This is a genomic window from Halorussus ruber (assembly GCF_004765785.1).
Lineage (GTDB): Archaea > Halobacteriota > Halobacteria > Halobacteriales > Haladaptataceae > Halorussus > Halorussus ruber.
Map to the genome: position 1 here is coordinate 1 of NZ_ML219770.1, position 25271 is coordinate 25271.

The window sequence follows — 25271 nt, forward strand, 5'->3', positions numbered from 1 at the left end:
GGGGAATTCCCGATATTGTCCGATTAGGAGAGGCGGGCAGGCCGCCTCGGTTGAATAGTATTATGGTGACTGATTACTTAAAACATCCGTTCGGCACGTCGAGTGTGGTTTGTGGATGACTTGTCGGATTCATCCCCGTCCTGAACGACCGGGCTTTCTCCTTGCACTTCCGTAACCGAGGCCGTGAACGCTTCTTGAAGCCCCCGCCCGGTCGCGGTCGCTGAGCAGGATATTCGCCGCTCTCCGCGCCGGAAGACAAACCGCGTCTTCCGAGCCTCGCCTCACTTCGTTCGGCGAGACACCGCCCGCGCTCCGAATAGTAGCCTGCTCAGATGACTAAACTGCACGCCGGGAGACAAACCGCGTCTCCCGAGGTCACACTCACTTCGTTCGCGTGACCGCGACCGGGCGGCCCCTTCATCCCACCCACGGCAGTTGGTCGGCCGAGCGCGCCCCGGTGGAGTGTCCGACTCAGCGCGTCCCGGTGGATTAGTCGGCCGAGCGTTCGCTCCGTGGAAGGTTGCACCGAGCGTCCGCCGCGGCGAGCGCCCGCGCTCGCCGCGGCTCTCGGGTGGTTATGAATTTCCTAAGCAATTTCATTTATTTCTTAAGTAAATAGATGGGATTGTCTCCTCCAGTCATCGACTTTTGCCGTTCGCTCGGCAGATGCAGAAACCGGTTTGGGTCAGGAGGCCGACAGCGGAGGCATGGACGGACTGACAGCGGTCGTGACAGGCGCGAGTCGAGGCATCGGCGAGGCGGTCGCGCGGCGCTTCGCCGCCGAGGGAGCGCGGGTGGTCCTCTGCGCCCGCGAGAAGGACGAAATCGAGGCCGTCGCCGACGACATCGAGGACGCGGGCGGAACTGCCACCGCGATGCGGGCCGACGTGCGCGACGAGTTCGACGTCGAGCGACTCATGGAGACCGCGGCGCGCGAGAGCGACGGCGGCATCGACCTCGTGGTCCCCTGCGCTGGCGTCTTTCACGGCAGTCCCGGCGAGACGCCGCTGGCCAGCGACTCCTACTCGGCGTTCGACGACAGTTTCCGAATCAACGCCCGAGGAGTCTTCACCGCGGTCCGCGAGGCCCTGCCGCATCTGGCCGACGACGCGCGGGTGCTGGTCCCCTCCGGAAAGATTGCGCGGGACGCGAAACCGGGCTACGGCTCCTACGCCGTCTCGAAGGCCGCGGCGGAGGCCGTCGTCCGGCAGTTCGCCGCGGAACTCGACTTCCCCGTCGGCGTCGTGGAACCCGGCGCGGTCGCCACCGACCTGACCGGCGGGCAGGGCCGCGACCCCGAGGACGCCGCGGACCTGATTCAGTGGGCCGCCATCGAGGCGTCCGCCGAGGAGGTAGACGGCAACGTGCTGGGCCTCAAAGAGTTCCGTCAGGCGACGGCGTGAAACGACCTTCCTACCGACCCGCGCCGAATCGCCGAGCGAGGTACCCGACCGCGTAGGCCGGATAGAGGACCGAAATCGGAAACACGAGGACGCTGAGGTACGAAAGCAGGAACTGGACCGCGGGATTCGGACGCCATCCCGACGCCTCGCTATCCGCTTTCCCGCCGGACGACCGACTCCGGAGATACCGAGCGTCCATGTACGCCCCGACCGGGAACAGCGACGCGACCACCATCGCGCCCCCGGCGACGGTCGTCAGCGACCCCGGCGCGGCCAGTTCCGCGGCGAGATAGCCCGCGCCGACGGCGACCACCGCGGGCAGGAGCAACCACCAGTAGCGCGACGGCGTCTTCCCGTCGAGGTGCTGGTTCCGGCGCGCGAGGTAGTACAGCGTCCCGAGCGGCGCGCTAATCGTCAACAGCATCGACTGGACCCGCGGCGGCCCGGACGAAAGCGAGTAATACATCTCGTTCACGGGGTGCATCGCCGACAGCAGGGGCATCCGGACCAGTTCGAGCGCCACGCTCGCGGCGACGGTGAGGACGAACGCGCCCGCGGCGTGGACCACTGGCCGAGGAGACCAGTCGAGGTCGAGCGCCCGGACCCGCACCGCGTCGGCGTACACCAGCACGGGAGCGACGAACACGCTCGCCAGCAGGACGAGTCCGGCCGCGAACGACCCCAGAATCCGCGCGCCGAACCCGCCAGCGGTCGAGGTAGCACCCGCGAACCCGGCGACCGCCGTGCCGACGAACAGCAGGAGCGTCAGGAGTCGATAGGAGGCCGAAGGTGGGTCCGCGCCCGTGGCGTCCGCGGTCGAGGAGTCCGGCGTCTGTGAGGCTGTGCGCTCAGTCGTCGCGTTCGACATAGGCTCGCTACGACCGCCACGGTCATTGTTACCAGCCTGCTGAACGTCGGTAAGTGGGGCCTGCGCAGGGACAAACGCTCTCTGAGGACTCGCGTTGCGCCCGGCATCGAATCAGCAAATCGCGTAGACGATGCTGACCGACCCGTCCTCCTCGACTGTGACGTGAGCGTCGGCGTAGCACGCGCTGGTTCGGATGGTCGCACAGTCCCGCCGACGAGTGTCCTCGCCGGAGTCCGGTTCGGTCGCGTCGGATTCGGTCGCGGTACCTCCGGACCCGACGAGTTCGGCACAGATTCGGAAAGTCTCGATGCCCTCGGGGTCGGCCTCTCGGAGGTTGTAGAGGTCGCCCCCGACGGGAGTGGTCTCGGTCGTCTCGAAGACGACTTCGCCGGTCTCCTCGCGGACGACTCGGACCCGGACTCGGGTCTCGCCGACTTCGCTCCGGAGGGTGATGGCGTGGTCCGCGTCGGGGACCTTCGAGGCGTGGGCGGTCGCCTCGCGGTTTGCTGGCTCCTCGGTGACTGTAATCGGATTCTCGGGCGTCGAGGTCTCGGTCGTCTCCGTCCTGAGACTCACCTGCGTCGAGGTCCGCGTCGTCGCCTCGCCGGTCTCCTCCGCGTCGGAGAGACACCCCGCAGCCGCGAGCGAGATGCCGACCCCGGCGAGGAGCGAGCGTCGTGTCGTCCCTTGCACGCGTCAGGCTCCGAGGCAGTTCGTGATAAGTCTTCCAGAGGGTGAAAGACGCCCTTCAGTCTCGGTCGCTCAGTCGTCGGACTCGTCTCGCGCGGTGACGCTGTTGGGGCGAATCTTGACGACGACTCGCGCCCCGTCCTCGTCTCGGGAGTACTCTTCGACGCCCATGTAGCGCTGGGCGAGTTTGTCGACGTGTTCGACCGCGCCCTCCTCGGTGATTTCGACCACTTCGCCCCGGACCGCGAGGAACCGGTAGGGGTCGTCGGGGTCGGTCATCGAGATGGCGACGTGGCAGTTCTCCTCGAGGTTCTGCTCCTTGCGCGACCCCCTGACGGTGTTGAACACCACGAGGTTCTCCTCGGGGTCGTAATCTATCCAGACCGGGACCGAGTGGGGCGTCCCGTCCGGCAGGAGGGTGGCGACGTGCGCGAAGGTCTGCTTTTCGAACAGGTCGCGGAAGTCGTCGGGTACGGTCGTCACGACCCATCTCACGTCGCCGAAACGTAAACCGGTACCTGCCGTCGGTGCCGGTCGCGGCCGAGGAGTGGGCGATTGGCGCTGGTCAGGGTCGGAAGGGCGTCCGAATCCTGAACTCGGCCCGAGGAGCGTACTGGACCATCGGGTCCGTCGAGGGCGCGGGCAGGCCGACCGACTCCAGCAGGTCGTCGGCGTGGACCGTCGCCTCGGCCGGGGCGAGACGCCACGGGTCGTGTTCGACGCGCGAACACCAGACCGTCCCGTTTCGGACGAGGTAGAGCCGATAGCGCTCGGCGAGGAAGGCCGAGAGCGAGTCGCGGTCGGCGTGAGAGGGGCGACCGGTGGGTCGGTACTCGGCCGCGAACCGGGCGGGCGAGTCGTCGGTGTGGAGGCGGTTGCTCTCGAACCGCCGACGCTCACCGTCCGTCTCGAAGTCGATTTCGGCGTGGTGGTACGGCAGGCCCCACACCGCCCGAGCCACTTTGACGCCGAACGCGGTCGCGGCGTCGAGGCTCAGGAAGTAGACCCCCGGACGAGTCTCGTGGCGGACGTAGGTCCGGAGGTTGACCTGCGGGAAGTCGAGTCCGGCGGGTTCGGGCAGCAGCCACGGCCGACTCGCTCGCACCAGCGAGGGGAGCGCCGACACCCACGCAGAGTCCTCTCTGGTGTCGATTTCGAGTTCGTCGGGAACGAGCGATTGGAGCCGCGAGGCCTCGACCGGCCAGTGGGCGAACAGTCCGTCGCGCCACGTGAGCGACACTACAGGCACGTCTCGCATACCGGATAGACGCGCTCGAACGGCAAATACGCCGCGGCGGAATCGCTGGCGACGACGCCCGAACGACTCGTCACGACGGCACTCGACCGACTCGTCAATCTGATTCAGGGAACCCGACCGACGCGCTTATTAACTCGAGCGGTCTGGTTAACAACATGCGCGTCTCTCGACTCGGTCTCGTCGGTCCGGTCGTACTCCTCGCACTCACACCGCTGGCGCTCTCGGCGGGATTAGTCAAAGTCGTCGGTATCTCGTGGGTGGCGTTCGCCGCGATGGCGGGGTCGGCGCTCGCTGGCGGGCGAACCGGGGCCTCGACCGACGCCGGGCGACTGGTCTGGGGCTACGGCCTCGCCAGCGGCGCGATGATAACCAGCGCGGCGGTGTTCATCGTGCCCGGAGCCATCGGCCACCACCCGAAGTTCGGCGGGTTCGGCATCGCGTTCGGCGTCCTGCTGGGGTTCTCCTCGCACACGCTCGGCCACCGAGCGATGCACGCCGACCTCCCGTTCGACCACACCGCAATCGAACTCGTGGCCCACTCGCTGGCCGCGGGAGCAATCATCGGGTTGGTCTACGGTAACATGCCTGAGCTCGGACTCCTGCTCGGTCTGGCCATCGTCTCGCACAAGGGACCGGCGGGCTACGCCGCGGCGGACCGCCTCCGGCGGGCGGGCAAACCGGTCTCGATTCTCCTGCTCCCGGCCGCTGGCCTCGGAATCACGGCGATTCCGTCCGCGCTCCTCACGCTCCCGAGTAGCGGCCCGGTGAACGGCCTCGTCTTCGGCTTCGCCGCCGGGGTCTTCCTCCACGTCGCCATGGACTTCCTGCCGCGGTGCGAACTGGGCGGCGATATTTACGAGGTCGCCCAAGTCACCGACGACGCCCACGAACTGCTGGACCGCCTCCGGGCGCGGGCCGTGGCGAGTACCGGCCTCGGCGGTCTGGCGGTGTTCGTCGCTTGGTTGGTTCTCCAGAGCGGGGCTTGAGAGGGTGCGAGGAGTCTTGAGGACGTAATCGGTCCGAATACGGACAGCAGAACGGTATTTTTGTTGTCTTTCGAAGCCCCCGTCCGCGGTGGATTCTTCGGTCAGGCTTGTTCCACGGTGGACTGGCCAGTCGAGCGCATCCTCGGTGGTTCGGTCGGCCCAAACCGCTAACCCGGCGAGTCCGCTAGTTCGTCCGTGTTCAGCGTCGATATTCACACTCACACGCGATTCTTCCACGGCGTGCCCAGTCTGGGCCGGGCCTACGACCCCGTCGGCGTGCGCCTGCTGGCGAAGATGGCGGGGTATCGGGGCCTCGACGCCGTGGTCACGACCAACCACGACTACTACCGGGAGTTCGACCTCGGCGAGGAGTCGGTCGCGGTCCTGCCGGGCATCGAAGTGACCACGACGCGGGGTCACGCGCTCGTCGTCGGGCCGGACCCGCCCGAGGAGACTCCGGAAGGGAAACTCACGCCCGAGCAGACCGTCGAGATGGCGCACGCCCGGGGATGCGCGGCCGTCATCGCTCACCCCTTCCGCAACAGCACGGTGCGGGAGGCCGACGCCGACTTCGACGCCGTCGAGGTCAACGGCAAGGGGACCGACCCCGCGGCGTGGGTCGAGCAGTTGGCCGAGAACCGGGGCCTGCCGCTGGTCGGCGGGAGCGACGCCCACTACCCGGTCGAGGTCGGGCGAGCCTACACCGAAATCGACGCCGACGAACTCACGCCCGAGAGCGTCGCCGCGGCGATTCGGGACGGTCGGGTGTCGCCGAAGATGGACCGGAGTCCGTCCCAGCAGTTGCTCCGCCGGGCGTACAAGCTGATTCACGGCCAGAAGGGGTGGCTGGAGCATCCCGCGCCGGAACCGCCGGGGTTGGGGACGCCGCCGGGCGAAGAGGAGAACGCGCCGCCGCCGCGCGAGTCCTGACAAAAGTCGTCCGCCTGCCCGCGGCGACGGAACTATGGCGCGCGACGGCGTGATTAGTTCCATGCCCGACCGTCTCCTCGTCCCGTTCGACGGGTCGCCGCTCGCCGAGCGCGCGGTCGAATACGTCGCCGAGAAGCACCCCGACGCCGAGGTCACGATTCTCCACGTCGTGGACCCTATCAGCGTCGTCTACGAGGCCGAAGCCCACGGCCTGCCCGAGGCCGAGGAGTGGCCGCGCCGCGCCACCGAGGAGGCTGAGAGAGTCTGCGCCGACGCGGCGAAAATCGCGGCCGACGCGGGGTGTTCGGTGACGACCGCCGTCGAGACGGGACGCCCGGCGCGCGTGATTCTGGACTACGTCGAGGACCACGACATCGACCACGTGGTTCTGGGAAGCCACGGTCGCTCGGGGGTTTCGCGCCTGCTTCTGGGGAGTACCGCCGAGCGCGTGATGCGCCAGTCGCCAGTCCCCGTGACGGTCGTTCGGTGACTTCGGTCTCGAATCGGCGTCTCGCTCTCGTCCTGCTCTCATTCCGCCCCGTCCTGCTCCCGCCCCGTTTCCGTCCCGCTCCCGTCGGTCGAATTTCCGTCAACCCGGAACAACGTCGGCAGTACGAGGAAATCAAAACAATTTCTAAAGACACAGAAGCATTTCTAAAAGATAAATTTCTATTGTTTTAGAAACGAATTATAGTACTCTATTCGAACCCTTACCGGCACACCGAGTTTTATACCCCGCTCCGACAATCCACCAGACATGAGAGTCGCCGTACTCGCTCACGAGAAGTTCCCCGACCGCGCCAAGACCGCGGTCGGTCTGCTCCGCTACGCCGACTACGAGGTCGAAGCCGTCCTCGACCGCGACAACGCCGGTCAGCGCGTCTCGGACCACGTGCCGGACGTGCAGGACGCCCCCATCGTCGCCGAGATGGCCGACGCCCCCAAGGTGGACGCGCTCATCGTCGGCATCGCGCCCATCGGCGGCGGGTTCGACGAGTCGTGGCGCTCGGACGTGACCACCGCCTTAGAGCGGGGTTGCGACCTGATTTCCGGCCTCCACTACTTCCTCGAAGACGACGAGGAGTTCGCCGCGCTCGCCGAGGAGAACGACTGCGACATCTGGGACGTGCGCAAGCCCCCGGAGGACTTGACCGTCTCGCAGGGTATCGCCGACGAAGTGGACGCCGAGGTTATTCTGACCGTGGGCACCGACTGCTCGGTCGGGAAGATGACCGCCACGCTCGAACTGCTGGAGGCGGCCCGCGAGCGCGGCGCTGACGCCGGGTTCATCCCCACGGGACAGACCGGCATCATGATAGAGAACTGGGGCAACCCCATCGACCGCGTCGTGTCGGACTTCACCGCGGGCGCGGTCGAGGAGATGATTCTGGAACGCGGCGACGACTACGACTACCTCTTCGTGGAGGGGCAAGGGAGCATCGTCCACCCGGCCTACTCCGCGGTGACCTGCGGCATCCTCCACGGGTCGATGGCCGACAAGCTCGTCCTCTGTCACGAGGCGGGCCGGGAGGCCGTCCACGGCTACGAGGAGTTCGACCTGCCGCCGGTCGCCGACTACGTGGACCTCTACGAGGACCTCGCCCGGCCGGTCAACGAGACCGAAGTCGTCGCCGGGGCGCTCAACACCCGAGACGTCGAAGACGACGCCGCGGCCCGCGACGCGGTCGAGACCTTCGGCGACGAACTCGACGCGCCCGCAATCGACCCGGTTCGGTTCGGCGACGACGAGGAGATTGACGCCGTGCTGGAGGCGATTCTGTGAGCCTCGACACCGAGTTCGAGCGCGTCTCGCTTCCCCTCGAAAACGCCTTCACTATCTCGCGCGGCACCCAAGAGACCGCCGAGAACGTCGTGGTCAGAATCGCCGACGACGAGGGCACCGAGGGCGTCGGCGCGGCCGCGCCCTCCGAACACTACGGCGAGACCGCCGCCACGGTCGAGGCGGTCCTGCCGGACCTCCTCGAAGTCGTGGAGGAGGTCGGCGACCCCCACCAACTCGACCGCATCGAGCGCCGGATGCGCGAGACCGTCGAGCGCAACCCCGCGGCCAGATGCGCGGTCAGCATCGCGCTCCACGACTTGGTCGCCAAGCGCGCCGACCTGCCGCTGTACCGCTACTGGGGCCTCGACGCCGAGGAGACAGTCCCGACCTCCTACACCATCGGCATCGACTCGACGGAGAAGATGGCCGAGAAGACCGAGACCGCGGTCGAACGCGGCTACGAGGTCCTCAAAGTCAAGGTCGGCACCGACCGCGACGAGGAGATCATCTCGACGGTCCGCGAGGCGGCCCCCGACGCCACCATCCGGGTGGACGCCAACGAGGCGTGGTCGCCCCGCGAGGCCGTCCGGAAAATCGAGGGCTTGGCCGAGTACGACCTCGAATTCGTGGAGCAGCCCGTCTCGGCCGACAATCCCGAGGGACTGAAGTTCGTCCGGAATCGGTCGGCGCTCCCCATCGCGGCCGACGAGTCCTGCGTCACGCTCCCCGACATCCCGCGAATCGCCGACAAGGCCGACATCGCCAACCTGAAACTCATGAAGTGCGGCGGCCTGCGCGAGGCAAAGCGGATGATTCACACCGCCCGCGCTCACGGTCTGGAGGTCATGCTGGGGTGCATGATAGAGTCCAACGCCGCCATCTCCGGCGCGGCCCACCTCGCGCCCCTGCTGGACTACGCCGACTTGGACGGCGCGTTGCTCCTCGACGAGGACGAGTACGCCGGCGTCCCGATGCCCGAGGGCGACATCGACCTCGGGGGAATGAAGCGGGCCGGAACCGGCGCGCGCGAGAACTGAACGAAATCAGTCGTCGGCCGAGGCGGCGGTCGGCGAGTCAGCGGGTCCTTTTTTCGTCGTGGCGCGTCCGTTCAGCGCCATGGCGAACAGTACGAGCGGCGAGAGGAAGGCGAAGAAGTAGTAGGGGAAGTAGGCCCCGGTCGGCACGCCGAAAACGCCGGACATGTAGACCGCGCCAGCGTGCCACGGGATGAGCGCGCCGGTCGGGGTTCCGGCGGCCTCGACGGCGCGAGAGAGATTTTCGCTTTCGAGGTCGTACTCGTCGTAGAGGTTCCGGAGGGTCATCCCCGGCACGACGATGGCCATGTACTGCTGTGCCGAGAAGACGTTGACCAGAATCGCGGACACCCCCGAACTCACGACCAGTCCGGTCGCGCTCTGGACGCCCCGAGCGAGGTAGTGGGCCAGCACCGCGAGGACACCCATGCCCTCCAACAGGCCGCCGAGCGAGAGCGCGGCGACGACGACCGAGATAGTCCACGCAGAGCCAGAGACTCCTCCGGCGGCCAGCAGGTCGTTCACGAGCTTCGTGCCGGTCTCGGGGGCGGTCCCGTTCAGGAACACGTCCCACGCGGTAGTGAAGCCCGCACCCTGCACCGTGATGGTGGTGAACACGCCAGCGAAGACCCCGGCCACCAGCGAGGGGAGCGCCGGGTAGCCGTAGAGCGCGAGGCCGAAGGTCACGACCAGCGGGAGGAAGACCAGAAGCGAGAGGTCGTAGGTGCCTGCCAGCGCGCCCTGAATCTCGGCGACTTGCCCCTCGGGAATCGCCCCGCCAGCGCGCAGACCGAGCAGGGCGTAGCCGACCAGCGAGATGCCGAGCGCCAGCGCGGTGCCGTTCCGCATCGCCCGGATGTGGTCGTAGAGGTCGGTGTTGGTGACCGCGGCGGCGAGGTTGGTCGTGTCCGAGAGGGGCGACTGCTTGTCGCCCGCGTAGGCACCGCTCAGAATCGCCCCGGCGGTCATCGGTTCGGGAATGCCGAGACCAGACCCGATACCGATGAACGCGACGCCGAGGGTCCCCGCGGTGGTCCACGACGACCCGATGGAAAAGGCGACGACGGTCGCCAGAATCGCTGTCGCTGGCAGGAAGACCGCTGGCGTGAGAATCGACAGGCCGTAGTACATCAGGCCCGGAATCGTCCCGGCGCTGACCCACGTGGCGATGAGCGCGTAGATGGTAAACAGGATGAGGACGGCCTGTAGCCCCATCAGGAGGCTGTCTGCGATGCCGTCGTAGAGTTCGTCCCACGACAGGCCCATCCAGTAGTAGCCGACCAGCCCGGTCAGCACGACGCTCCAGAGGAGGGGTCCGTGGGGCGCGAGTTTGAGGTACCCCGACCCGATTCCGAGGAAGACGATTACGCCGAGGACGGGAACCAACGCCTGCGCCAGCGTGGGCCGTCGCTCCGGCGACAGTTCTCCGTAGGTGAGCGGTTCGAAGTCGAGCGAAGCCATTGGTGCCCGAGCGTATTACTTCGAGGTATTAAACAACCACGGATTTATTCCCATAAGGAATATTCAAATTGTGGCTCGATACCGAGAAACACGTCTGTGGTGTGAGTAGAGGTCCTGAAACCTAGAAATACGCAAGTCCTGCCGAGAACTAAGATTCGAACCACGACGCGGTAGAAATGGTTTCACTACTGACTTCTACCGCCCGGTGAAATGCGGGTGCTTGCTGACGTGCTGGGGGAGGTATCGCTTCTTTTTGGGCAGGTCACCTATCTCGTCGAGAATCGTCTCCCGCAACTCCTCGACGGTCATCTCGCGCTCGGCCTCCTCGCTCCGGACGTTGACGCCGAGGAGGCCCTCGTCGCTCTCGATTTCCCGGTCCCCGACCACCGCGTAGTAGGGCACCCAGTCGGTCTCGGCTCTGGCGATGCGCTTGCCGACCGACTCGCTCCGGTCGTCCACGTCGGCCCGGATGCCCGCGGATTCGAGGTCGTCGGCGAGGGCGTCGCAGTAGTCGGTATGCTCCTCGCCGACCGGGACGAACCGGACCTGCGTGGGCGAGAGCCACGTCGGGAGTCGCGGCGTCTCCTGCTTGGCGGCCGTTTCCAGCAGCGCGGCCAGCACGCGCTCGATGCCGCCCGACGGCGAGTAGTGGAGGAGGGGCGGATGGCGGGACTCCTGTCCGGTGCTGTACTCGATGTCGAACCGCTCGGCGCTCTCGACGTCGATTTGGACGGTCGGATTCTCGATGGGTCTGCCGAGTTGGTCGATGGCCGCGAAGTCGATCTTGGCCGACCAGTAGTGGTGGCGCTCGGGCAGGATTTCGACCAGGGCGGGCTTGCCGAGATCGTCCACGAGGTTTTCGACCCACTCCTCGTTGTCGTCGTAGAATTTTTGGGTCATCCGAATCGCTGGCTCGTAGTTCAGGCCGAGGTCCTCGCTGGTGCGCAGAGAGAGCTTGGCCTGCGCTTCGAGTTCGTCTTTGGCCTGTTCCATGTCCCGAGTCGCGGTGTGCATGTCGGGCATGGTGAACGCCCGCTGGCGCTTGAGGCCCACGACTTCGCCCCGCTGCTCGCGCCGGAAGGAGTAGGTGGACATCTCGTAGATTCGCAGAGGCAGGTCCGACTGGGAGATGTGCATGTCCCGCATGATGGAGAACTGGCCGAAGCAGGCCGCGAACCGGAGCATCATCTCGCGGTCGCCCGACTCGAAGCGGTACTGGCGCTCGCCGAACTTCTCGGAGTGTTCTCGAACCGCTCGCACGCCGAGGTCGTACATGATGGGCGTCTCGACCGGCATACCGCCGTACTCGACCACGAGGTCGTTGACGTACGCCATCAGCGAGTCCCGAATCAGTTTCCCGCGGGGGTACCACCGGAGGTTGCCCACGTCGCTCAGCTCGTCGTCGCCGACCAGTTCCTTCTCCCGCATGAGTTCGACGTGAGGCGGTTGCTCGCCCTTGCTGGCAGTTTTTCCTTCGACCTCGTCTTCGACGAAGGCCCGCATGTCGTCGCTTACCGGGTCTGCGTCTTTCGCGTCCAGCGCGTCCCTCGTCTCGCCGTCGGGGAAGGCGAGTTTCCACTCGCTGGGGGCGCGTTCGGCGTCCGCAGCCTCCTCGCCGCGCTCGGGGGTGACGTGCCGGGAGAGTTCCGAGAGCGGGTGGCCCTTGCACGCGACCTCGAAGGCCTTGTACCAGCCGAAGGGTGCCCGCAGGACCTCGTACTCGCCTTCGAGCGCGGCTTCGAGGTTGCGCATCACGGTCTTGGCGCTGTCGGGGTTGGCGAGACTCTCGCTGAGGTGCGCGTAGGGATAGAGGACGATTTTCCGAGTGTTTAGCTGGCCGGTCACGTCGCGCAGTTCGTCGGCGGCGTTCTCGACCACGGCGTCCAAGTCGGCCTCGTCCTCGCTCTCGACGCTGACGAACGCGGTCACGCAGTCGTCCATCCGACCCTCCATCGGGACCTCCTCGGTCTCGGCGAGGTCGTCTCCGGCCTCCGTGGTGGTCTCGAACTCGAGGTGGTCGGAGTGGATGAACAGCAGTCGCATAGCGGATAGACCGCTTCGGTCGGCAAAAACGTGCCGGGGATGTGGGACGAGTCGTATTCGTTCGTCGAGGTGGTTGCTGGCTCCGAGATTCCTCCCGCCGTTTGCCGGAGATTTCCTGCCCGTCTTTTATGGAGGATTGTCTATTAACGTAGAGACCACACCACCCAGCACCGACCGCGCCGCAACTACTGACCGAGAAGACGGGAAGCGAGCGACTGCTTGAGCAACGGCGTCCCGCACAGCAACCGCCCCGCGCCTCGTCCTCCCCAACCTCGTCGGCCGCCGGAGGCGGCCGACTCCCTCGCGCGCGGCGCGGCCCGCCGGGCCGCGCCCGCACGCGCCAATAAGCAAAGCAGAGAATTACTAAGTAATTGTAATTCTATCCTTGAAAGATATTTAGATTGCTTAAATCACGGAAGATTCACCTGCTGGCGCTCCAGCCCGTGGTTGCCTCCGCGGACGACTATTCGGGGCGAACCGAAAGTGAGCCGAGAATATCCCGCAGCGCGACCGCCAGCGACCGGGGGCTTCAAAAGACAACACCCACCGTGTGCTGCGGTTCGTGTCGCTATATCCTGTCGCGGCAAAACAGCCGACAGAGGCGGTCTCTTCAAATCACCCCGCCAGTACCCCACCTAAAGCGTTTTACGGCGCGAACGACTACCACCGACAAGAACCGATGCTAAAACGCGCACTAATCGGACTGCTCATCATCCCGCTCGTGGACGCGCTGTTTCTCGTCTACGTGGCGACGCAACTCGGTCCCGTCCTCACGGTCGCGCTCGTCGTGCTGACCGCGCTGGTCGGGACGCTGTTCGTCCGCGCCGAAGGCCGCCACACCGTCCGGCGGTTACAGAAGACCCTCGGCAAGGGCGAGGTCCCGGCCGACGAACTCACCGACGGCGCGCTCCTCATCGCGGCGGGCGCGTTCCTGCTGACGCCCGGCCTCGTCACCGACACCGTGGGCTTCCTGCTGGCCTTCCCGCCCTCGCGGATTCTCGTCCGCGAGGCGGTCCAGAAGTGGGTCGTCAAGCCCTACGTCGAGAAGAAGACCGGGGGGTTCGCCACCGGCAACGTCTACACCTTCGGCTTCCCGAACGCCGAGGACGTGAGCGGCGCGAGCGGCACCGGCGCTGGCGCGGGCGGTACAGGGAACGCTGGCGCAGGTGGCGCTAGCGGCTCGCGCAACCAGTCGAACTCCGAGGACACCTACCGCGTAGACGACGATTCCTACGATATCGAGTTCGAGGACGACGAGGAGAAGTAGCGCGGCGCGTTGCGCCGCGAATGGCCGAGCGGTGAAACCGCGAGGCCAAACGAACCAACCGGCTAATATCTCCGGGAAACCCCGTGAGGGCGTGTCGAAGCCGAATCGAAAGGAAACGCTTAAACATTCAAGGGCGCAACGATTGAATGCGTTCAGCGGGCCAATAGCTCAATCAGGTTGAGCGCTCGGCTGATAACCGGGAGGTTCGCGGTTCAAATCCGCGTTGGCCCACTGTCAGATTTCTTAAACTATTGGATGCGTGATTTTCTTCCAGACGCAGAATCTACTTCCTGATAACATCACCTGTAAGCGGACAGCAATGCTGTACAGCGTTGTCCGCCGACTAGATGACTGCGAATCTGGATAACCGCGTCGAGGCTGTTGCGCCCATCGAGGACTACCGGCTTCAAGAGCGCTTCAACTGGATTCTGTCGACCCTGCTGTCGGACAACTGCAAGCGATGGGTGATGCACTCGGAAGCTACGAGCAGATTCCCCCGCGGACGAAGAGGTCCGGAACGCACAAGAGGCGTTCATGGAAGAAGCCGAGGAGGCGGTGCGATAGCGGGATGGGCGTTCGCGGTAGCCCCCGATTCACTATCGGCTAAGATTTAGGGAAATCGCTCTTCTCCAGAAACTCAGAGAAGTCTTCCTCATTATTGCTTATCTCGTCAATTGCATGGTCTAATATTTGTACAGCTATTTCATCCATCTTGTTAGTCCATGGGCCGTTTTCGCCATCTCCATCGACAATTTTACCACCACGTTCTGCAGTAACATATCGGAAAACACGAGTGAAGGACAGTTTTTCCGCCGAAAAGTCGTCGTTTATTTCCTTATTTGGTTTCGGACCAAGAGGCCCCGAGACAACATGAGAGAGATTCACATCACAATTCAAAACCTCAAATTCGTGAACATTATTGTCAATGTCGAACACTTGAACACCCATTTCTAATTTTAGGGTCTCGACTCCCTGCTCATATAAATATTTTAACGCTTTGTGGAAGTGCATTGATTTTATTTTTTCTTGGCTACTTTTCCTAACGCCAATTTGTAAATTAGTCTCGTACAGTTTACCATTCGAATCTGCTGGAAGGGCCGTAGATAACTCACCATAACCAGCATCCTCACGCGATTTCCTGTCAGATTTACGGATTAATGGGAAGTGGACTTCTGGTGTCTCAATTGTCTCCTCGTCAAATTCTGTAAAAATGTAAACCTGTGGGTCAATTGCGACTCCATTTCCGACATTTAGCAATTCAACTACTAGAGAATTTTCTGAAACACCCGCCGAGCTGGCCGACTTTGGTAGCAAGTAGTCAATATCGATCAGGGGTGTATGTTCCCTTTCCATCAGGTCTTCCTGATTCTGCATAATCGTTTTCTGTTGCTCCTGTATTCTTGTCTGAAGAAAATATAAACCAACTAAAGCGAGAGTTAGAAGACTAGAAATTCCTGCGCTAATCATCTCGACACTAGCAGAATTCACAATATCGACGGACAGAACTAGACTTCTAATCACGAGATGATTTTATATTCATTCCAGCTTTTATTTTCTGGTTAACTCCCGAACGCTCCACGAAATCCCAATCCCCGAGACCAGCAACACGACCAGATTGAACGCCGCCCGGAACAGCGGCCGGTACTTGTGGGAGATGAAGGTGTTAATCGTCGCGTTCACGCTACTGTACAACTGAATCACCGCGACCAGCGCCAGCAGGGCGAACAGTCCCAGCGCGGCCCGGTAGAGGTTCGTCTGCACGTCGAAGTTGGCGGTCGATTCGTCGGGAATCTCGGTGTCGGTGTTGGCTTCGCTCATGGGTGGGTTCTCACGTTCGTCTCCGCGCCAGCAGGAGCGCGCCGACCAGCGCGACGGCGGCCACGCCCACGCCGAATCCGGGCACGCCGCCGCTACGGTCGCCGCTCTCGACGGTCGTCTCGTAGTTCGGTCCGCTCGCTCCTCCGGCTCCGCCTCGGTCCTCCTCGAAGTCGCCGACCTCGATACCGACTTCGCGGACCGTCTGGTTGGCCTCGACGGTCTCGGTCGGGTTCAGGTTCGCCACGCTCCGGGCGGTGCCGACGATGACGCCGTCCTTCCACAGCACCGCGTCGAGGTAGTAGTTGTAGCCGTCGGGGACCGCGAGTTCGACGCTCGGGGCGGCGGTCCGGCCCGGCGCGATCTGTCCGACGCCGACCGAGGAGCGGTCGGCGACGATGTTCGAGTCGGCCTGCCGGACGGTGAAGACCACGCGCAGTTGCTCAGACGGCGCGTCGCCCTCGTTGGTGAGGAAAGTCGAGACGTTCAGGGTCGTCCGGTTGTCCGCGGCGTCCTGAATCGCGTACTCGACCGGTGGGAGGCCGCTCTGGCCCTGCCAGTGGAACTTGACGCTGGTCCGGGCGTACTCCGGCGTCAGCGTGCCGACGCCGCGGACCTCCTTCGCCCCCTCGGCGATGCGCTCGTCGTCGCGGTAGACGACCGTCTCGATGCGGTAGCCTCCGGCGCGCTCGACCGAGAGGTTCTGGCGGACCGAAATCTCCCGGTCGCCCGAAATCGGTTCGACGGGCCGCTCGCTGGTCGTCTCGACCAGTCCGGAGTCGAGGTGGACCGCCCGGACGAGGAGGGTCACGTTCTCCGAGCGCCCTCTCGCGTGTCTGAGGCGGGTATCGACCTGTAGCGTCGCGGTGCCGCCCGACACCGGGCCGGGCGCGATAGCGACCTCCTGAATCGAGAGGTGGCCGGTCCGAACCGGGTCGGACTCGGTGTCGGCTATCGCGCCGGGGACCACGGCGACGGCGAGGACGGACACCGCGACGACGACGGCGATTGCACCCGCCAGCATCGTCTCGCGGTTCATGTACTGTGGCTCATAGGAGGGTATAAAGTGCTTTGTGGTGCGCTGGCGGTCGCTTGACATCCTCCCCGCCCTGAAGGGCGAGGATTCCCACGGCACCGCACCGCTGGATTGGGATGGTTACGGTTTGTAGCCGCCACGTTGGACAGCTACTGGCTGTGCCAATCAGCCGTTACTCCTATCCTGGCATGGGATTCAGAGATACTTTCGCTTACCACACCCTGATTCCTGAGACAGAAGAGGGTGTCTTCTGCGTGGAATCGGGGAATCCCGATATTGTCCGATTAGGAGAGGCGGGCAGGCCGCCTCGGTTGAATAGTATTATGGTGACTGATTACTTAAAACATCCGTTCGGCACGTCGAGTGTGGTTTGTGGATGACTTGTCGGATTCATCCCCGTCCTGAACGACCGGGCTTTCTCCTTGCACTTCCGTAAGAAATCCGGTCCGAACGCTCTCGGCCGCAAGCAGACCCAAGGTGGCCGAGTCCGAACTACGCCCCGATGACCATCAGAAGCGTCGTCCTCGACGTAGACGGCACCCTCGTCCGAGGAGACCGGCCCATCCCCGGAGCCATCGAGACGGTGGACAGACTCCGCGAGCGCGGCCTCGACCTGCTGATGCTGTCGAACAACCCGACCCGGACCCCGGCGGACTACGCCGACTGGCTGGCGGACCTCGGCTTCGCGGTGGGGCCCGACGACGTGGTGACCTCGGGGTCGCTGACCGCCGACTACGTGGCCGAGGAGTACCCCGGACGCGCGACCTACCTGCTCGGCGAGGAGGGCCTGCGCGAGATGCTGGCGGCACGCGAGGTCCCCCTCGTCTCGGACCCGGACAGCGCCGACGTGGTCGTCGCCTCCATCGACCGCGAGTTCACCTACGACAGACTCCGCGAGGCGCTCTGGGCGCTGGACGACGCCGCCTTCCTCGCTACCGACCCCGACCCGACGATTCCCGCCGCCGAGCGCCCGGTGCCGGGGTCGGGAGCCATCGTCGCCGCCGTCGCGGAGGCCGCCGGGCGCGAACCGGACGCGATGCTGGGCAAGCCCGCCGAAACCGCCGCGAAGGCGGTCGAGGCCAGAGTCGCGGGCCGGGGCGACGAGGTGCTGGTGGTCGGCGACAGGTTGGACACCGACGTGCTCCTCGGCGAGCGCGCGGGTCTGCGGACCGCGTTGGTCCTCTCGGGAGTGGCAACGCGCGCAGACGCAGAGAACTCCAATATAAGTCCAGACGTAGTCCTCGACGACGTGACCGACGTGGACGCGCTCCTATAGGTCTCCCTCGGCGGCGAGTTTCCGGACCTCGGCGGCGCGCTCGCGGATGGCGGCGAGTTCGTCCTCGGATTTCCGGTCGAGGTTGTGGTAGGTCAGGCCCATCCGGTGATTGCCTCTCAGAGGAGTCTCGTTCTCGGCGAGAAAGTCCCAGTAGAGAGCGTTGAACGGGCAGGCGTCCTCGCCCGTCGTCGCGTCGGGATTGTACCGGCAGGTCCCGCAGAAGTCGCTCATCTTGTCGATGTAGTTCGCGCTCGCGGCGTAGGGTTTGGTCGAGAGCGCGTCGGTGGCGAAGGTGCCCATGCCGACGACGTTCGGGGTCGTGACCCAGTGGTAGGCGTCCACGTAGCCGAAGTGGAACCAGCGGTTGAGTTCGCGGGGATTCGCGCCGTAGATGAGCGCGAAGTTCGAGAGGAGCATCAGGCGCTCGGTGTGGTGGCTGTAGCCGCGGTCCCAGACGCGCCCGACCGCGGTTTCGAGGCAGTTCGCGTCGGTCTCGCCGTCGTAGTACAGCGGCGGGAGGTCGCGGGTCGCGTCGAGGTGGTTGGCCTCGCCCATCGCGGGCATCCGGCGGCGGTAGGCGTGGCGGACGAACTCCCGCCAGCCGAGGACCTGCCTGACGAACCCCTCGACGCTCTCGATGGGTGGCGCACCCGATTCGTCTGCTTCGTAGGCCCGAATCGCTCGCTCGACGACCTCCTCGGGCCGGAGGAGGCCGAGGTTGAGCGCGGGCGACAGCAGGGCGTGATTGGCCGACCACGACCGTTCGAGCATGGCGTCCTGATACGGGCCGAACTCGGGCAGGCGCTCGGCGACGAACCGGTCGAGGGCGGTCAGGGCCTGCTCGCGGGTGACGGGCCAGCGAAAGCGGTCGCCGTCGCCGACGAAAACCTGCTCGTCGCCCCACGTCTCGAACTCCTCGCGCACCCAGTCGGCGACCTCGCGGGTCGTCTCTGTGACCTCGAACGCGGGCGGGTCGGGAAACTCGTACTCGTCGGGTGGAAACTGGCGGTTCGTCTCGTCGTAGTTCCACTCCCCGCCGATGGGTCGAGGGTCGGGTTCGCCCCCTCGCTCGTCGCTTTCGGCGGGGTCCTCCGTTTCGGGTGACTCCTCCATCAGGTACCCCGTCTCCCGGCGCATCCACCGATAGAAGGTCTCGTGACGAGGAACGGCGTCGGGGAATCGCGCGTCGAACTCGTCGGGCGAGCAGCAAAACAGGTCGTTCTCCGCGATTTCGAGGCGGTCCGCTGTGTCCTCGTCCTCACGCTCGCCTTCGTCCCCGCCCTCGCCAGCGGCGTCGGCGACGAGTTCGCGGAGGCGGTCGGCCGCGCCGTGGCTCGCGGGTTCCATCACCCGGAGTCGGTCGTCGGGGTGGGCCTCGAAGTGGTCCGCGAGGGCCGCGCCGAAGGTGTCGGCCCGCCGGTACTCGACTTCGTAGCCGTCCGCGCGCAACTCCTCGCGGAAGTGGCGCATGGCGGCGAAGACGAGGGTGAGTTTCTGGGGGTGGTAGGGCATCCGACGGGCGAACCGGCGGGCCTCCACGAGGAGGACGCGCTCCTCGCCGGGGTCGATTTCGCCGAGCGGTCCCGCGTCGGGGTGTAACTGGTCGCCCAGAACCCAGACGGTCATGCCCCGAGATTCGGGCGGAACCGGCATAAGTTCGGGCGTCGGCGGCGGGTGGAGGTGGCCGAGCAGGTAGAGCGGTGGTCGGGCCGCTCGGAGAGGGTGAGCGGTGGTCGGACCGCTCGGAGAGGGTGCGCTCGACTGGGCGAACCACCAGCAGACACTCGGTGTCCCTTCCGCCAGCAGACGCTCGGTGTTCCTTCCGCCAGCAGACGCTCGGTGTCCCTTCCGACAGGAGGAGACGAGAGATTTCGAGAGAAAGACAACTGTAGTGGTTCCTAAGGATTTTAAATAAATCTAAAAGACAATTATAGGATTCTTTCGGCGCTACTCGTCGGCTCCCGGCTCGACCGATTCCGACCGTCGGTCCCGCCCACCTGCCGTCTCGTCGCGCTGGATTTTCTGGCCCCAGAAGCCCGGGTGTTTGATTACCTCCACGTCGCCCTGCACGCGGGTCTGGCACGCCAGTCGGAGTCCCGAGTCCTCGTCGTGTGGCGGGAGTGAGAGTCGCCTGCGCTCGTCGTCGCGCATCTCGCTCACGTCGCCGCTGACCTCGACGGCGCAGGTCCCGCAGGTCGCGTGACCCCGGCAGTTGAGATACTCCGACGCGCCGTTGTGCGGCGACTCTCCCGCGTCGAGCAGGGCGTCTCTCAGCACGTCCCCCTGACTGCACTCGATTTCTTTCTCCTCGAACCGAATCGTCGGCATGGGAACGAACACGGCCGCACTCGTGTTAACTGTTAGCACTCTGGGGCCGGGGGTCGAAGAGTCAAAACTGCGAGCGGTCGAGAAGTCAGAGAGCGAACCGTCGAGGGGTCCGGAAAGCGAACCGTCGAACGGTCGGAACGGCGAGCGGTCGGGGTCCGAAAGGGTGGCTAGTATCCGCATATTCGAGGCGGGGTCCGATTCGGACGCGAGCCGAGCGACCGAGAAGCGCCGCTCGTGAGGTGCGCTTTCGCCGTCTCGCGGTTTAAATAACTCGTTAAATTCGGAATTTCGCGCGCCGACGTTCGTGGCCAAAAGCGAAGCACATACAAGCCCCCGTCCGATGTATTGCGATATATGAGTTGGAAAGAAGCGGCAGAACCAGTACTTACGCGGATGCCCTCCGTGCGACGGCCGGAGGGCCACGTCCCCTTCAAGCGAAAGCTTGGGTGGACTGCGGGCGTGTTGGTTCTGTATTTCTTCCTCACGAACGTCTACCTGTACGGCGTGAACATCGGAGGCGCGGACGCCTTCGGTCAGTTCCGCTCCATACTGGCGGGCGGTCAAGGTACAGTCCTCCAGCTGGGTATCGGTCCGATCGTCACCGCGAGCATCGTCCTCCAGTTGCTCGGCGGCGCGGACCTGCTCGGACTCGACACCGACGACCCCCGCGACCAAGTACTCTATCAGGGCCTCCAGAAGCTGCTGGTGGTCGTGATGATCTTCCTGACCGGCCTCCCGATGGTGTTCGCGGGCGGATTCCTGCAGGTCGACCAACAGGTCGCCGCGAGCCTCCCCGGCGGCGCGATGGGCGTCAAGTGGCTCATCTTCGCCCAGATTGCAGTCGGCGGCATCCTCGTCCTCTTCATGGACGAGATCATCAGCAAGTGGGGCGTCGGCTCCGGCATCGGCCTGTTCATTATCGCTGGCGTCAGCCAGAAGCTCCTGGGCGGGCTGTTCGCGTGGCCGGGACTGCCCGGCGAGACTGGCCTCATCCCAACGTGGATCGGCCTCGTCACGGGGACTGCTGAGAACACGCCTTCGTTGCTGACCGGAGAGGGTATTCAGTACCTCCTTCTCGGCGGCGGAGGAATTCTCGCGCTCGTCACGACGGTACTCATCTTCGCCATCGTCGTCTACGCCGAGAGCGTCCGGGTCGAGATTCCGCTGAGCCACGCCCGCGTGAAGGGCGCTCGGGGTCGCTTCCCCGTCAAGCTCATCTACGCGAGCGTCCTGCCGATGATTCTCGTCCGAGCGCTCCAGGCCAACCTCCAGTTCCTCGGGCGCATCCTCTACAGCCAACTGGGTAGCGGGATGCCCGGCTGGCTAGGGACCTACTCGCAGGGGACCCCCACCGGCGGGCTGTTCTACTACCTGGCTCCGATTCAGGCGCGTGAGCAGTGGATGTGGTGGCTCGCAGGAACTGCACAAGAGCCGTGGCAAATCATCCTCCGGGTCCTCATCGACCTCACGTTCATGGTCGTCGGCGGAGCCATCTTCGCCATCTTCTGGGTCGAGACGACCGACATGGGTCCGGAGGCCACCGCGAAGCAGATTCAGAACTCCGGCATGCAGATTCCGGGCTTCCGCCAGAACACGGGCGTCATCGAGAAGGTCATGGAACGCTACATCCCGCAGGTCACCGTCATCGGCGGCGCGCTGGTCGGCCTGCTGGCCGTGATGGCCAACATGCTCGGCACCATCGGCGGCGTCTCCGGCACGGGACTGCTGCTGACCGTCTCCATCACCTACAAGCTCTACGAGGAGATCGCCGAGGAGCAACTGATGGAGATGCACCCGATGATGCGGGACATGTTCGGATAACGCAGACGACGAATCCAACCCTTTTCGCTGTCGTTCGTACCCGACTCGAGACTTCTCTCTCGGCTCAGCAGCACGCGCCGAAAGGAGTCACGAAACCGCGTCCACTCAAATCCGGTACAGTAGCGTCGCCCAGAACTCTCGGAACGCGTCGTCCAAGGCCTCTTTCGGTTCCCCGGTCGCGTCCACCGCGCTGGTGACCTCGGCCCGCTCCTCGAACTCCCCGAGGAGCGTGCGCTGGCCGACGACGAACAGGCGATCCGGACCGTCCTCGCCGACCATCTCCTCGATAGTCTCCTCGCACTTCTCCAGATGCTCGTCGATTTGGGCGTCGCGTCGCCGCTCGAACCGGCCCTGCGAGAACCCGCCCTTCGAGTGGTCTGAGTTCACGTCGCTCTCGAATCCCTCGAAGGAGACGCGCTCGGTCTCGTCGTAGACGCCGAGCGCGAACACGTCCGACCGGACCAGCGCCAGCGCGAACTCGCCGGTCGGCAGGAACCACTCGCGGTCGAGGTCGAAGCCGTCGGCCCACCGAGCGAAGGGGTCGGGTTCGACCGGCGGCGCGAGCGCGGCGCTGACGAGGCCAGCGTCGTCGGTGACCGCCAGACAGGGCCGGGCGCGACTGACCAACGTAGCGTGGTCGCCGAACGCGGATTCGACTTCGGCAGGGAGCCCGGCGTCGTCGGGGACCATCGCGGTCAGCGCGCCCTCGGGGTCGGTCTCGACGGAGTCGAGGCGCGAGAGGAGTTCGGCGAGGCGGTCGCCCCGAACCGTCTCGACGCCCCGAAATTCGAGGTCGGCCTCGTCGGATTCGGTGCGCTCCACGCGGTCCTCCAACTCGGCGATGCGGTCTTCGAGTCGGTTGACGCGCTGTTCGGCCTCCTGTCGGGCGGTGGCGGCCTCGGCGCGGCGTTCCTCCTCGGCCTCCAACTGGCGTTCGAGGTGGCGCTTCTCCTCTTCGAGGTCGGCGATGCGGTCTTTCAACTCCGCGCGACCGAGCAACTCGTCGAGCATTCGGCGTGACAAGTGAGCGGAGGCGTCTTGTAGTTTCTGCTCTCCGACCCACCGCCCATTCTATATAGTTTAGGGTGCTAAATATATACTTTCTGCGCTACGTTTATGAGGTTCAGGGGGCTAGCTTCGACCAACCAATGACAGAGGGAAGTGGGGTCCAGAAGCGCCGACGCGACGCACCGGCACCCGCCGAGTTAGACCAGCAAGGCGGCGAAACCGCCGACCAGACCGACCGGACCGACCAGACCGATTTGACCGAACTGAGTTCCCGCGCCGACCCGACCACGCTGGCGCGGTTCGACCGCCCGCGGACCGACGACCGGACCGCGCTGGCGGTGTTCTCCGACCCGCACCTCTCGACCGACAAGGAGGGAACGTGGAAGGCTTACCACCGGACCGAGGAGCGCCTCCGGTCGGCGGTTGCCGACGCCAACGCGCGGAAGGTAGACGGCGTCATCGTGGCGGGCGACCTGACCGAGGACGGTCGCCCCGAGGACTTCGACGGCGTGGCCGACGTGCTGGCCGACCTGAACGCCCCGTTCGTCGCGGTGCCGGGCAACCACGACGTGCCCAAGGCCTTCGACGACCACGAGACGCCCCCGGTCGCCGAGTTCGCCGAGCGGTTCGCGCCCGAGGAGTTCCCCTTCCGCGAGGAGTTGGGCGGCGTAGACGTGCTGGGCCTGAACTCGGCCTCCTCGCCCGGCGGCGAACTCGACGCGACCCACGACGGCGCGATTTCCGACGACCAGCTCGCGTGGCTCGAATCCGCCCTGCCCGAGACCGACGCCGCGCTGGTCGTCTCGCACCACAATCCGCCGGGCCTCGAATCCCACCTCGCCGAGACTCACTACGCGCCCCACCCGCCGGTCGGGGACTCCTCGGCCTTCGTGGACGCGCTGGCGGGCCACGACGCCCTCCACCTCTCGGGGCACGTCCACCTGCCCGCGGCTATCTCGGGTGACATTCGAGGACTGGTCTGCCCGGCGCTCTCGTCGTTCCCGCAGGCCTACACCCTCGCCGAAATCGGTCCCGAGGGCACGACCCTCCGGATGGTCCCGGTCGCCGACCCCGAGGGCCTCGAGGAGGCCCACGACCTCGCGCGGACCCACTCCGACCGGAGCGCGGACATCGCCGAGATGGTCGAGAGCCAACTCGCGGACCTCCCGCTGGCCGCCGAGCGATAGGCGAGTTCGTTTTCTCGACTACTCGTCGCTTCGGTCGTCACTTCGTCCGCCACCGCCGTTCCCCGGCGGTCCACCGGACCCGATTTCGGAGGGTGGCCGATACCGCTCTCGACCGAAGAAGCCTCTGAGCGCCAGCGTCGTCCCGATGTAGGACGCCGTCACGAGGACCAAAAATCCGAGTACCAAGTCGAAGACCATCGTACCGACGACCCCCACCGCGAATGTAAAGTTGACGCATCGAGCGCCCGAGTAAATCGTCGGAGCGCCTTTGAGCGCGCGGCCCGTCGGTGTTCGCATGGGGGAGACTGACACAGCGCCCGCCGAGTCCATCGACCGCGTCCTCGTGGCGGGCGCGACCGGCCGCACCGGACGAGAGATTCTGCGGACGCTCGAATCGACCGAGTGCGAGGTCGTCGGCCTCGCGCGCTCGCTCGACGACAGAGGAGAACTGCTGGCCCGCGGGGCCGACGAGACGGTCGTGGGCGACCTGCTCGAACCGCGGGACGCGGCCCGCGCGGTCCGAAGCTGTGACGCCGTGCTGTGCGCGGTCGGGAGCGGGCCGACGCTCGCACCGCTTCTGGGCGACCCGCTGGTGGACGGCGAGGGCGTCCGAAACCTCGTCACCGCGGCGGTCGCGGCCGACTGCGAGGCGTTCGTCTTCGAGAGTTCCATCGGCGTCGGCGACTCGGCCGAGTCGATGCCCGCCGGGTTCCGGATGCTCCTCGGGCCGATTCTGCGCGCGAAGAACGACGCCGAGGCCGCGCTCCGGTCGTCGGGGCTTCGGTACACCATCTTGCGCCCCGGCGGTCTGACGGATGGACCGGCCACGGGCGACGTGCTGGTCGGCGAAGGCGGCGCGACAGTCTCGGGGTCGATTCCCCGCGCGGACGTGGCCCGGTTGATGGTCGCCGCGCTGTTCACGCCCGCGGCAGGGAACCGGACCTTCGAGGTGGTCTCGCGGTCGGGACTTCGCGGGACTCCTCGGGGACTGGTCGAAATCGACTGGCAGTACCCCGACGACCTCGAACCGGTGGAAATCGAAGTCGAGGACGGGACGGGAGAGTAATCGGGGAAAAC

25 protein-coding genes and 1 tRNA gene are annotated in these 25271 nt (G+C 65.4%); 13 read left to right on the forward strand and 13 right to left on the reverse strand.

Features of this window, described 5'->3' with window-relative positions; translation table 11 throughout:
• Positions 1 to 707 precede the first annotated feature (707 nt).
• Entirely contained in the window at positions 708 to 1403 is a 696-nt protein-coding gene (locus tag EPL01_RS03340; RefSeq protein ID WP_135823850.1) for an SDR family NAD(P)-dependent oxidoreductase, read from the forward strand.
• A gap of 10 nt (positions 1404 to 1413) precedes the next feature.
• Here EPL01_RS03340 and EPL01_RS03345 read toward each other — a convergent pair whose 3' ends face one another.
• The 4 genes from EPL01_RS03345 to EPL01_RS03360 all read right to left on the reverse strand — a co-directional run bounded on the left by EPL01_RS03345 (position 1414) and on the right by EPL01_RS03360 (position 4219).
• Positions 1414 to 2271: a hypothetical protein gene (locus tag EPL01_RS03345; RefSeq protein WP_135823851.1), complete on the reverse strand. Its 858-nt coding sequence runs from the start codon at positions 2269 to 2271 to the stop codon at positions 1414 to 1416.
• Positions 2272 to 2382: 111 nt separating this feature from the next.
• A complete protein-coding gene (locus EPL01_RS03350) occupies positions 2383 to 2964 on the reverse strand; it encodes a hypothetical protein (RefSeq protein WP_135823852.1) in 582 nt (193 codons plus the stop codon).
• A gap of 69 nt (positions 2965 to 3033) precedes the next feature.
• Complete coding sequence (locus EPL01_RS03355; protein WP_135823853.1) at positions 3034 to 3444, reverse strand: pyridoxamine 5'-phosphate oxidase family protein; 411 nt, start codon at positions 3442 to 3444, stop codon at positions 3034 to 3036.
• An 82-nt stretch (positions 3445 to 3526) separates the two neighbouring features.
• A complete protein-coding gene (locus EPL01_RS03360) occupies positions 3527 to 4219 on the reverse strand; it encodes a YqjF family protein (RefSeq protein ID WP_135823854.1) in 693 nt (230 codons plus the stop codon).
• A gap of 155 nt (positions 4220 to 4374) precedes the next feature.
• On the opposite strand from EPL01_RS03360, the gene EPL01_RS03365 reads away from it, so the two are divergent.
• From EPL01_RS03365 to EPL01_RS03385, 5 genes are all read left to right on the forward strand, one after another.
• Positions 4375 to 5205, forward strand: coding sequence for a ZIP family metal transporter (locus EPL01_RS03365; RefSeq protein ID WP_135823855.1), 831 nt, complete (start codon positions 4375 to 4377; stop codon positions 5203 to 5205).
• A 195-nt stretch (positions 5206 to 5400) separates the two neighbouring features.
• Positions 5401 to 6135 (forward strand): CehA/McbA family metallohydrolase, encoded by a 735-nt coding sequence (locus tag EPL01_RS03370; RefSeq protein ID WP_135823856.1) that lies wholly within the window; start codon positions 5401 to 5403, stop codon positions 6133 to 6135.
• A 61-nt stretch (positions 6136 to 6196) separates the two neighbouring features.
• Complete coding sequence (locus EPL01_RS03375) at positions 6197 to 6625, forward strand: universal stress protein (RefSeq protein WP_135823857.1); 429 nt, start codon at positions 6197 to 6199, stop codon at positions 6623 to 6625.
• A 267-nt stretch (positions 6626 to 6892) separates the two neighbouring features.
• A complete protein-coding gene (locus EPL01_RS03380; RefSeq protein ID WP_135823858.1) occupies positions 6893 to 7918 on the forward strand; it encodes an N-acetyltransferase DgcN family protein in 1026 nt (341 codons plus the stop codon).
• A complete protein-coding gene (locus EPL01_RS03385; RefSeq protein WP_135823859.1) occupies positions 7915 to 8955 on the forward strand; it encodes a dipeptide epimerase in 1041 nt (346 codons plus the stop codon). Before EPL01_RS03380 ends, EPL01_RS03385 begins: the two co-directional genes overlap by 4 nt.
• 6 nt (positions 8956 to 8961) lie before the next feature.
• Here the strand turns inward: EPL01_RS03385 and arcD are convergent, their stop codons facing one another.
• Together arcD and EPL01_RS03395 are read right to left on the reverse strand one after the other, a co-directional pair.
• Positions 8962 to 10413: an arginine/ornithine antiporter ArcD gene (gene arcD, locus EPL01_RS03390; protein WP_135823860.1), complete on the reverse strand. Its 1452-nt coding sequence runs from the start codon at positions 10411 to 10413 to the stop codon at positions 8962 to 8964.
• A gap of 195 nt (positions 10414 to 10608) precedes the next feature.
• Positions 10609 to 12456: a threonine--tRNA ligase gene (locus tag EPL01_RS03395; RefSeq protein ID WP_135823861.1), complete on the reverse strand. Its 1848-nt coding sequence runs from the start codon at positions 12454 to 12456 to the stop codon at positions 10609 to 10611.
• 679 nt (positions 12457 to 13135) lie between these two features.
• Between EPL01_RS03395 and EPL01_RS03400 the strand changes: the two genes are divergently transcribed.
• The 3 genes from EPL01_RS03400 (at position 13136) to EPL01_RS22570 (ending at position 14337) form a co-directional block, all read left to right on the forward strand.
• On the forward strand, positions 13136 to 13723 hold the full coding sequence (locus EPL01_RS03400) for an FxsA family protein (RefSeq protein WP_135823862.1): 588 nt from the start codon (positions 13136 to 13138) through the stop codon (positions 13721 to 13723).
• A gap of 157 nt (positions 13724 to 13880) precedes the next feature.
• Positions 13881 to 13954: transfer RNA gene (locus EPL01_RS03405), tRNA-Ile, on the forward strand.
• Between the two features lie 116 nt (positions 13955 to 14070).
• Positions 14071 to 14337 (forward strand): hypothetical protein, encoded by a 267-nt coding sequence (locus tag EPL01_RS22570; RefSeq protein ID WP_135823863.1) that lies wholly within the window; start codon positions 14071 to 14073, stop codon positions 14335 to 14337.
• Here the strand turns inward: EPL01_RS22570 and EPL01_RS03415 are convergent.
• The 3 genes from EPL01_RS03415 to EPL01_RS03425 all read right to left on the reverse strand — a co-directional run bounded on the left by EPL01_RS03415 (position 14327) and on the right by EPL01_RS03425 (position 16577).
• The gene (locus EPL01_RS03415) at positions 14327 to 15190 is read right to left on the reverse strand and encodes a hypothetical protein (protein ID WP_135823864.1); all 864 of its coding nucleotides are present in this window, start codon (positions 15188 to 15190) and stop codon (positions 14327 to 14329) included. The genes EPL01_RS22570 and EPL01_RS03415 overlap by 11 nt on opposite strands.
• 81 nt (positions 15191 to 15271) lie before the next feature.
• Positions 15272 to 15541 carry a DUF8060 family membrane protein gene (locus tag EPL01_RS03420; protein WP_135823865.1) on the reverse strand — a complete coding sequence of 90 codons (270 nt, stop codon included), beginning with the start codon at positions 15539 to 15541 and terminating at the stop codon, positions 15272 to 15274.
• A 10-nt stretch (positions 15542 to 15551) separates the two neighbouring features.
• On the reverse strand, positions 15552 to 16577 hold the full coding sequence (locus tag EPL01_RS03425; RefSeq protein ID WP_135823866.1) for a DUF7490 domain-containing protein: 1026 nt from the start codon (positions 16575 to 16577) through the stop codon (positions 15552 to 15554).
• A gap of 499 nt (positions 16578 to 17076) precedes the next feature.
• On the opposite strand from EPL01_RS03425, the gene EPL01_RS03435 reads away from it, so the two are divergent.
• Positions 17077 to 17850, forward strand: a complete 774-nt coding sequence (locus EPL01_RS03435; RefSeq protein ID WP_135823867.1) for an HAD-IIA family hydrolase — start codon at positions 17077 to 17079, stop codon at positions 17848 to 17850.
• Here the strand turns inward: EPL01_RS03435 and EPL01_RS03440 are convergent.
• Complete coding sequence (locus EPL01_RS03440) at positions 17845 to 19476, reverse strand: cryptochrome/photolyase family protein (RefSeq protein WP_135823868.1); 1632 nt, start codon at positions 19474 to 19476, stop codon at positions 17845 to 17847. The two genes, EPL01_RS03435 and EPL01_RS03440, sit on opposite strands and share 6 nt — an antisense overlap.
• A gap of 321 nt (positions 19477 to 19797) precedes the next feature.
• Positions 19798 to 20178, reverse strand: a complete 381-nt coding sequence (locus EPL01_RS03445; protein ID WP_135823869.1) for a 2Fe-2S iron-sulfur cluster-binding protein — start codon at positions 20176 to 20178, stop codon at positions 19798 to 19800.
• Between the two features lie 354 nt (positions 20179 to 20532).
• Between EPL01_RS03445 and secY the strand changes: the two genes are divergently transcribed.
• The gene (gene secY / locus EPL01_RS03450; RefSeq protein WP_135823870.1) at positions 20533 to 21999 is read left to right on the forward strand and encodes a preprotein translocase subunit SecY; all 1467 of its coding nucleotides are present in this window, start codon (positions 20533 to 20535) and stop codon (positions 21997 to 21999) included.
• Between the two features lie 105 nt (positions 22000 to 22104).
• Here the strand turns inward: secY and EPL01_RS03455 are convergent, their stop codons facing one another.
• Positions 22105 to 23010 (reverse strand): Vms1/Ankzf1 family peptidyl-tRNA hydrolase, encoded by a 906-nt coding sequence (locus EPL01_RS03455; RefSeq protein WP_135823871.1) that lies wholly within the window; start codon positions 23008 to 23010, stop codon positions 22105 to 22107.
• Positions 23011 to 23147: 137 nt separating this feature from the next.
• On the opposite strand from EPL01_RS03455, the gene EPL01_RS03460 reads away from it, so the two are divergent.
• Positions 23148 to 24194 carry a metallophosphoesterase family protein gene (locus tag EPL01_RS03460; protein WP_135823872.1) on the forward strand — a complete coding sequence of 349 codons (1047 nt, stop codon included), beginning with the start codon at positions 23148 to 23150 and terminating at the stop codon, positions 24192 to 24194.
• 18 nt (positions 24195 to 24212) lie between these two features.
• Here the strand turns inward: EPL01_RS03460 and EPL01_RS03465 are convergent, their stop codons facing one another.
• Positions 24213 to 24392, reverse strand: coding sequence for a hypothetical protein (locus tag EPL01_RS03465; protein WP_135823873.1), 180 nt, complete (start codon positions 24390 to 24392; stop codon positions 24213 to 24215).
• 97 nt (positions 24393 to 24489) lie between these two features.
• On the opposite strand from EPL01_RS03465, the gene EPL01_RS03470 reads away from it, so the two are divergent.
• Positions 24490 to 25260 carry an SDR family oxidoreductase gene (locus tag EPL01_RS03470; protein ID WP_135823874.1) on the forward strand — a complete coding sequence of 257 codons (771 nt, stop codon included), beginning with the start codon at positions 24490 to 24492 and terminating at the stop codon, positions 25258 to 25260.
• Positions 25261 to 25271 lie beyond the last annotated feature (11 nt).

Bases quoted from the DNA above. Each gene is read 5' to 3' on its own strand.
- EPL01_RS03455 (WP_135823871.1), bottom strand. From the start codon at position 23,010: ATGCTCGACGAGTTGCTCGGTCGCGCGGAGTTGAAAGACCGCATCGCC.
- EPL01_RS03360 (WP_135823854.1), bottom strand. From the start codon at position 4,219: ATGCGAGACGTGCCTGTAGTGTCGCTCACGTGGCGCGACGGACTGTTC.
- EPL01_RS03375 (WP_135823857.1), top strand. From the start codon at position 6,197: ATGCCCGACCGTCTCCTCGTCCCGTTCGACGGGTCGCCGCTCGCCGAG.
- EPL01_RS03425 (WP_135823866.1), bottom strand. From the start codon at position 16,577: ATGAACCGCGAGACGATGCTGGCGGGTGCAATCGCCGTCGTCGTCGCG.
- EPL01_RS03470 (WP_135823874.1), top strand. From the start codon at position 24,490: ATGGGGGAGACTGACACAGCGCCCGCCGAGTCCATCGACCGCGTCCTC.
- secY (WP_135823870.1), top strand. From the start codon at position 20,533: ATGAGTTGGAAAGAAGCGGCAGAACCAGTACTTACGCGGATGCCCTCC.
- EPL01_RS03435 (WP_135823867.1), top strand. From the start codon at position 17,077: ATGACCATCAGAAGCGTCGTCCTCGACGTAGACGGCACCCTCGTCCGA.
- EPL01_RS03465 (WP_135823873.1), bottom strand. From the start codon at position 24,392: ATGGTCTTCGACTTGGTACTCGGATTTTTGGTCCTCGTGACGGCGTCC.
- EPL01_RS03415 (WP_135823864.1), bottom strand. From the start codon at position 15,190: ATGATTAGCGCAGGAATTTCTAGTCTTCTAACTCTCGCTTTAGTTGGT.
- EPL01_RS03380 (WP_135823858.1), top strand. From the start codon at position 6,893: ATGAGAGTCGCCGTACTCGCTCACGAGAAGTTCCCCGACCGCGCCAAG.
- EPL01_RS03365 (WP_135823855.1), top strand. From the start codon at position 4,375: ATGCGCGTCTCTCGACTCGGTCTCGTCGGTCCGGTCGTACTCCTCGCA.
- EPL01_RS03460 (WP_135823872.1), top strand. From the start codon at position 23,148: ATGACAGAGGGAAGTGGGGTCCAGAAGCGCCGACGCGACGCACCGGCA.
- EPL01_RS03395 (WP_135823861.1), bottom strand. From the start codon at position 12,456: ATGCGACTGCTGTTCATCCACTCCGACCACCTCGAGTTCGAGACCACC.
- EPL01_RS03345 (WP_135823851.1), bottom strand. From the start codon at position 2,271: ATGTCGAACGCGACGACTGAGCGCACAGCCTCACAGACGCCGGACTCC.
- EPL01_RS03400 (WP_135823862.1), top strand. From the start codon at position 13,136: ATGCTAAAACGCGCACTAATCGGACTGCTCATCATCCCGCTCGTGGAC.
- EPL01_RS03445 (WP_135823869.1), bottom strand. From the start codon at position 20,178: ATGCCGACGATTCGGTTCGAGGAGAAAGAAATCGAGTGCAGTCAGGGG.
- EPL01_RS22570 (WP_135823863.1), top strand. From the start codon at position 14,071: ATGACTGCGAATCTGGATAACCGCGTCGAGGCTGTTGCGCCCATCGAG.
- arcD (WP_135823860.1), bottom strand. From the start codon at position 10,413: ATGGCTTCGCTCGACTTCGAACCGCTCACCTACGGAGAACTGTCGCCG.
- EPL01_RS03340 (WP_135823850.1), top strand. From the start codon at position 708: ATGGACGGACTGACAGCGGTCGTGACAGGCGCGAGTCGAGGCATCGGC.
- EPL01_RS03420 (WP_135823865.1), bottom strand. From the start codon at position 15,541: ATGAGCGAAGCCAACACCGACACCGAGATTCCCGACGAATCGACCGCC.
- EPL01_RS03440 (WP_135823868.1), bottom strand. From the start codon at position 19,476: ATGACCGTCTGGGTTCTGGGCGACCAGTTACACCCCGACGCGGGACCG.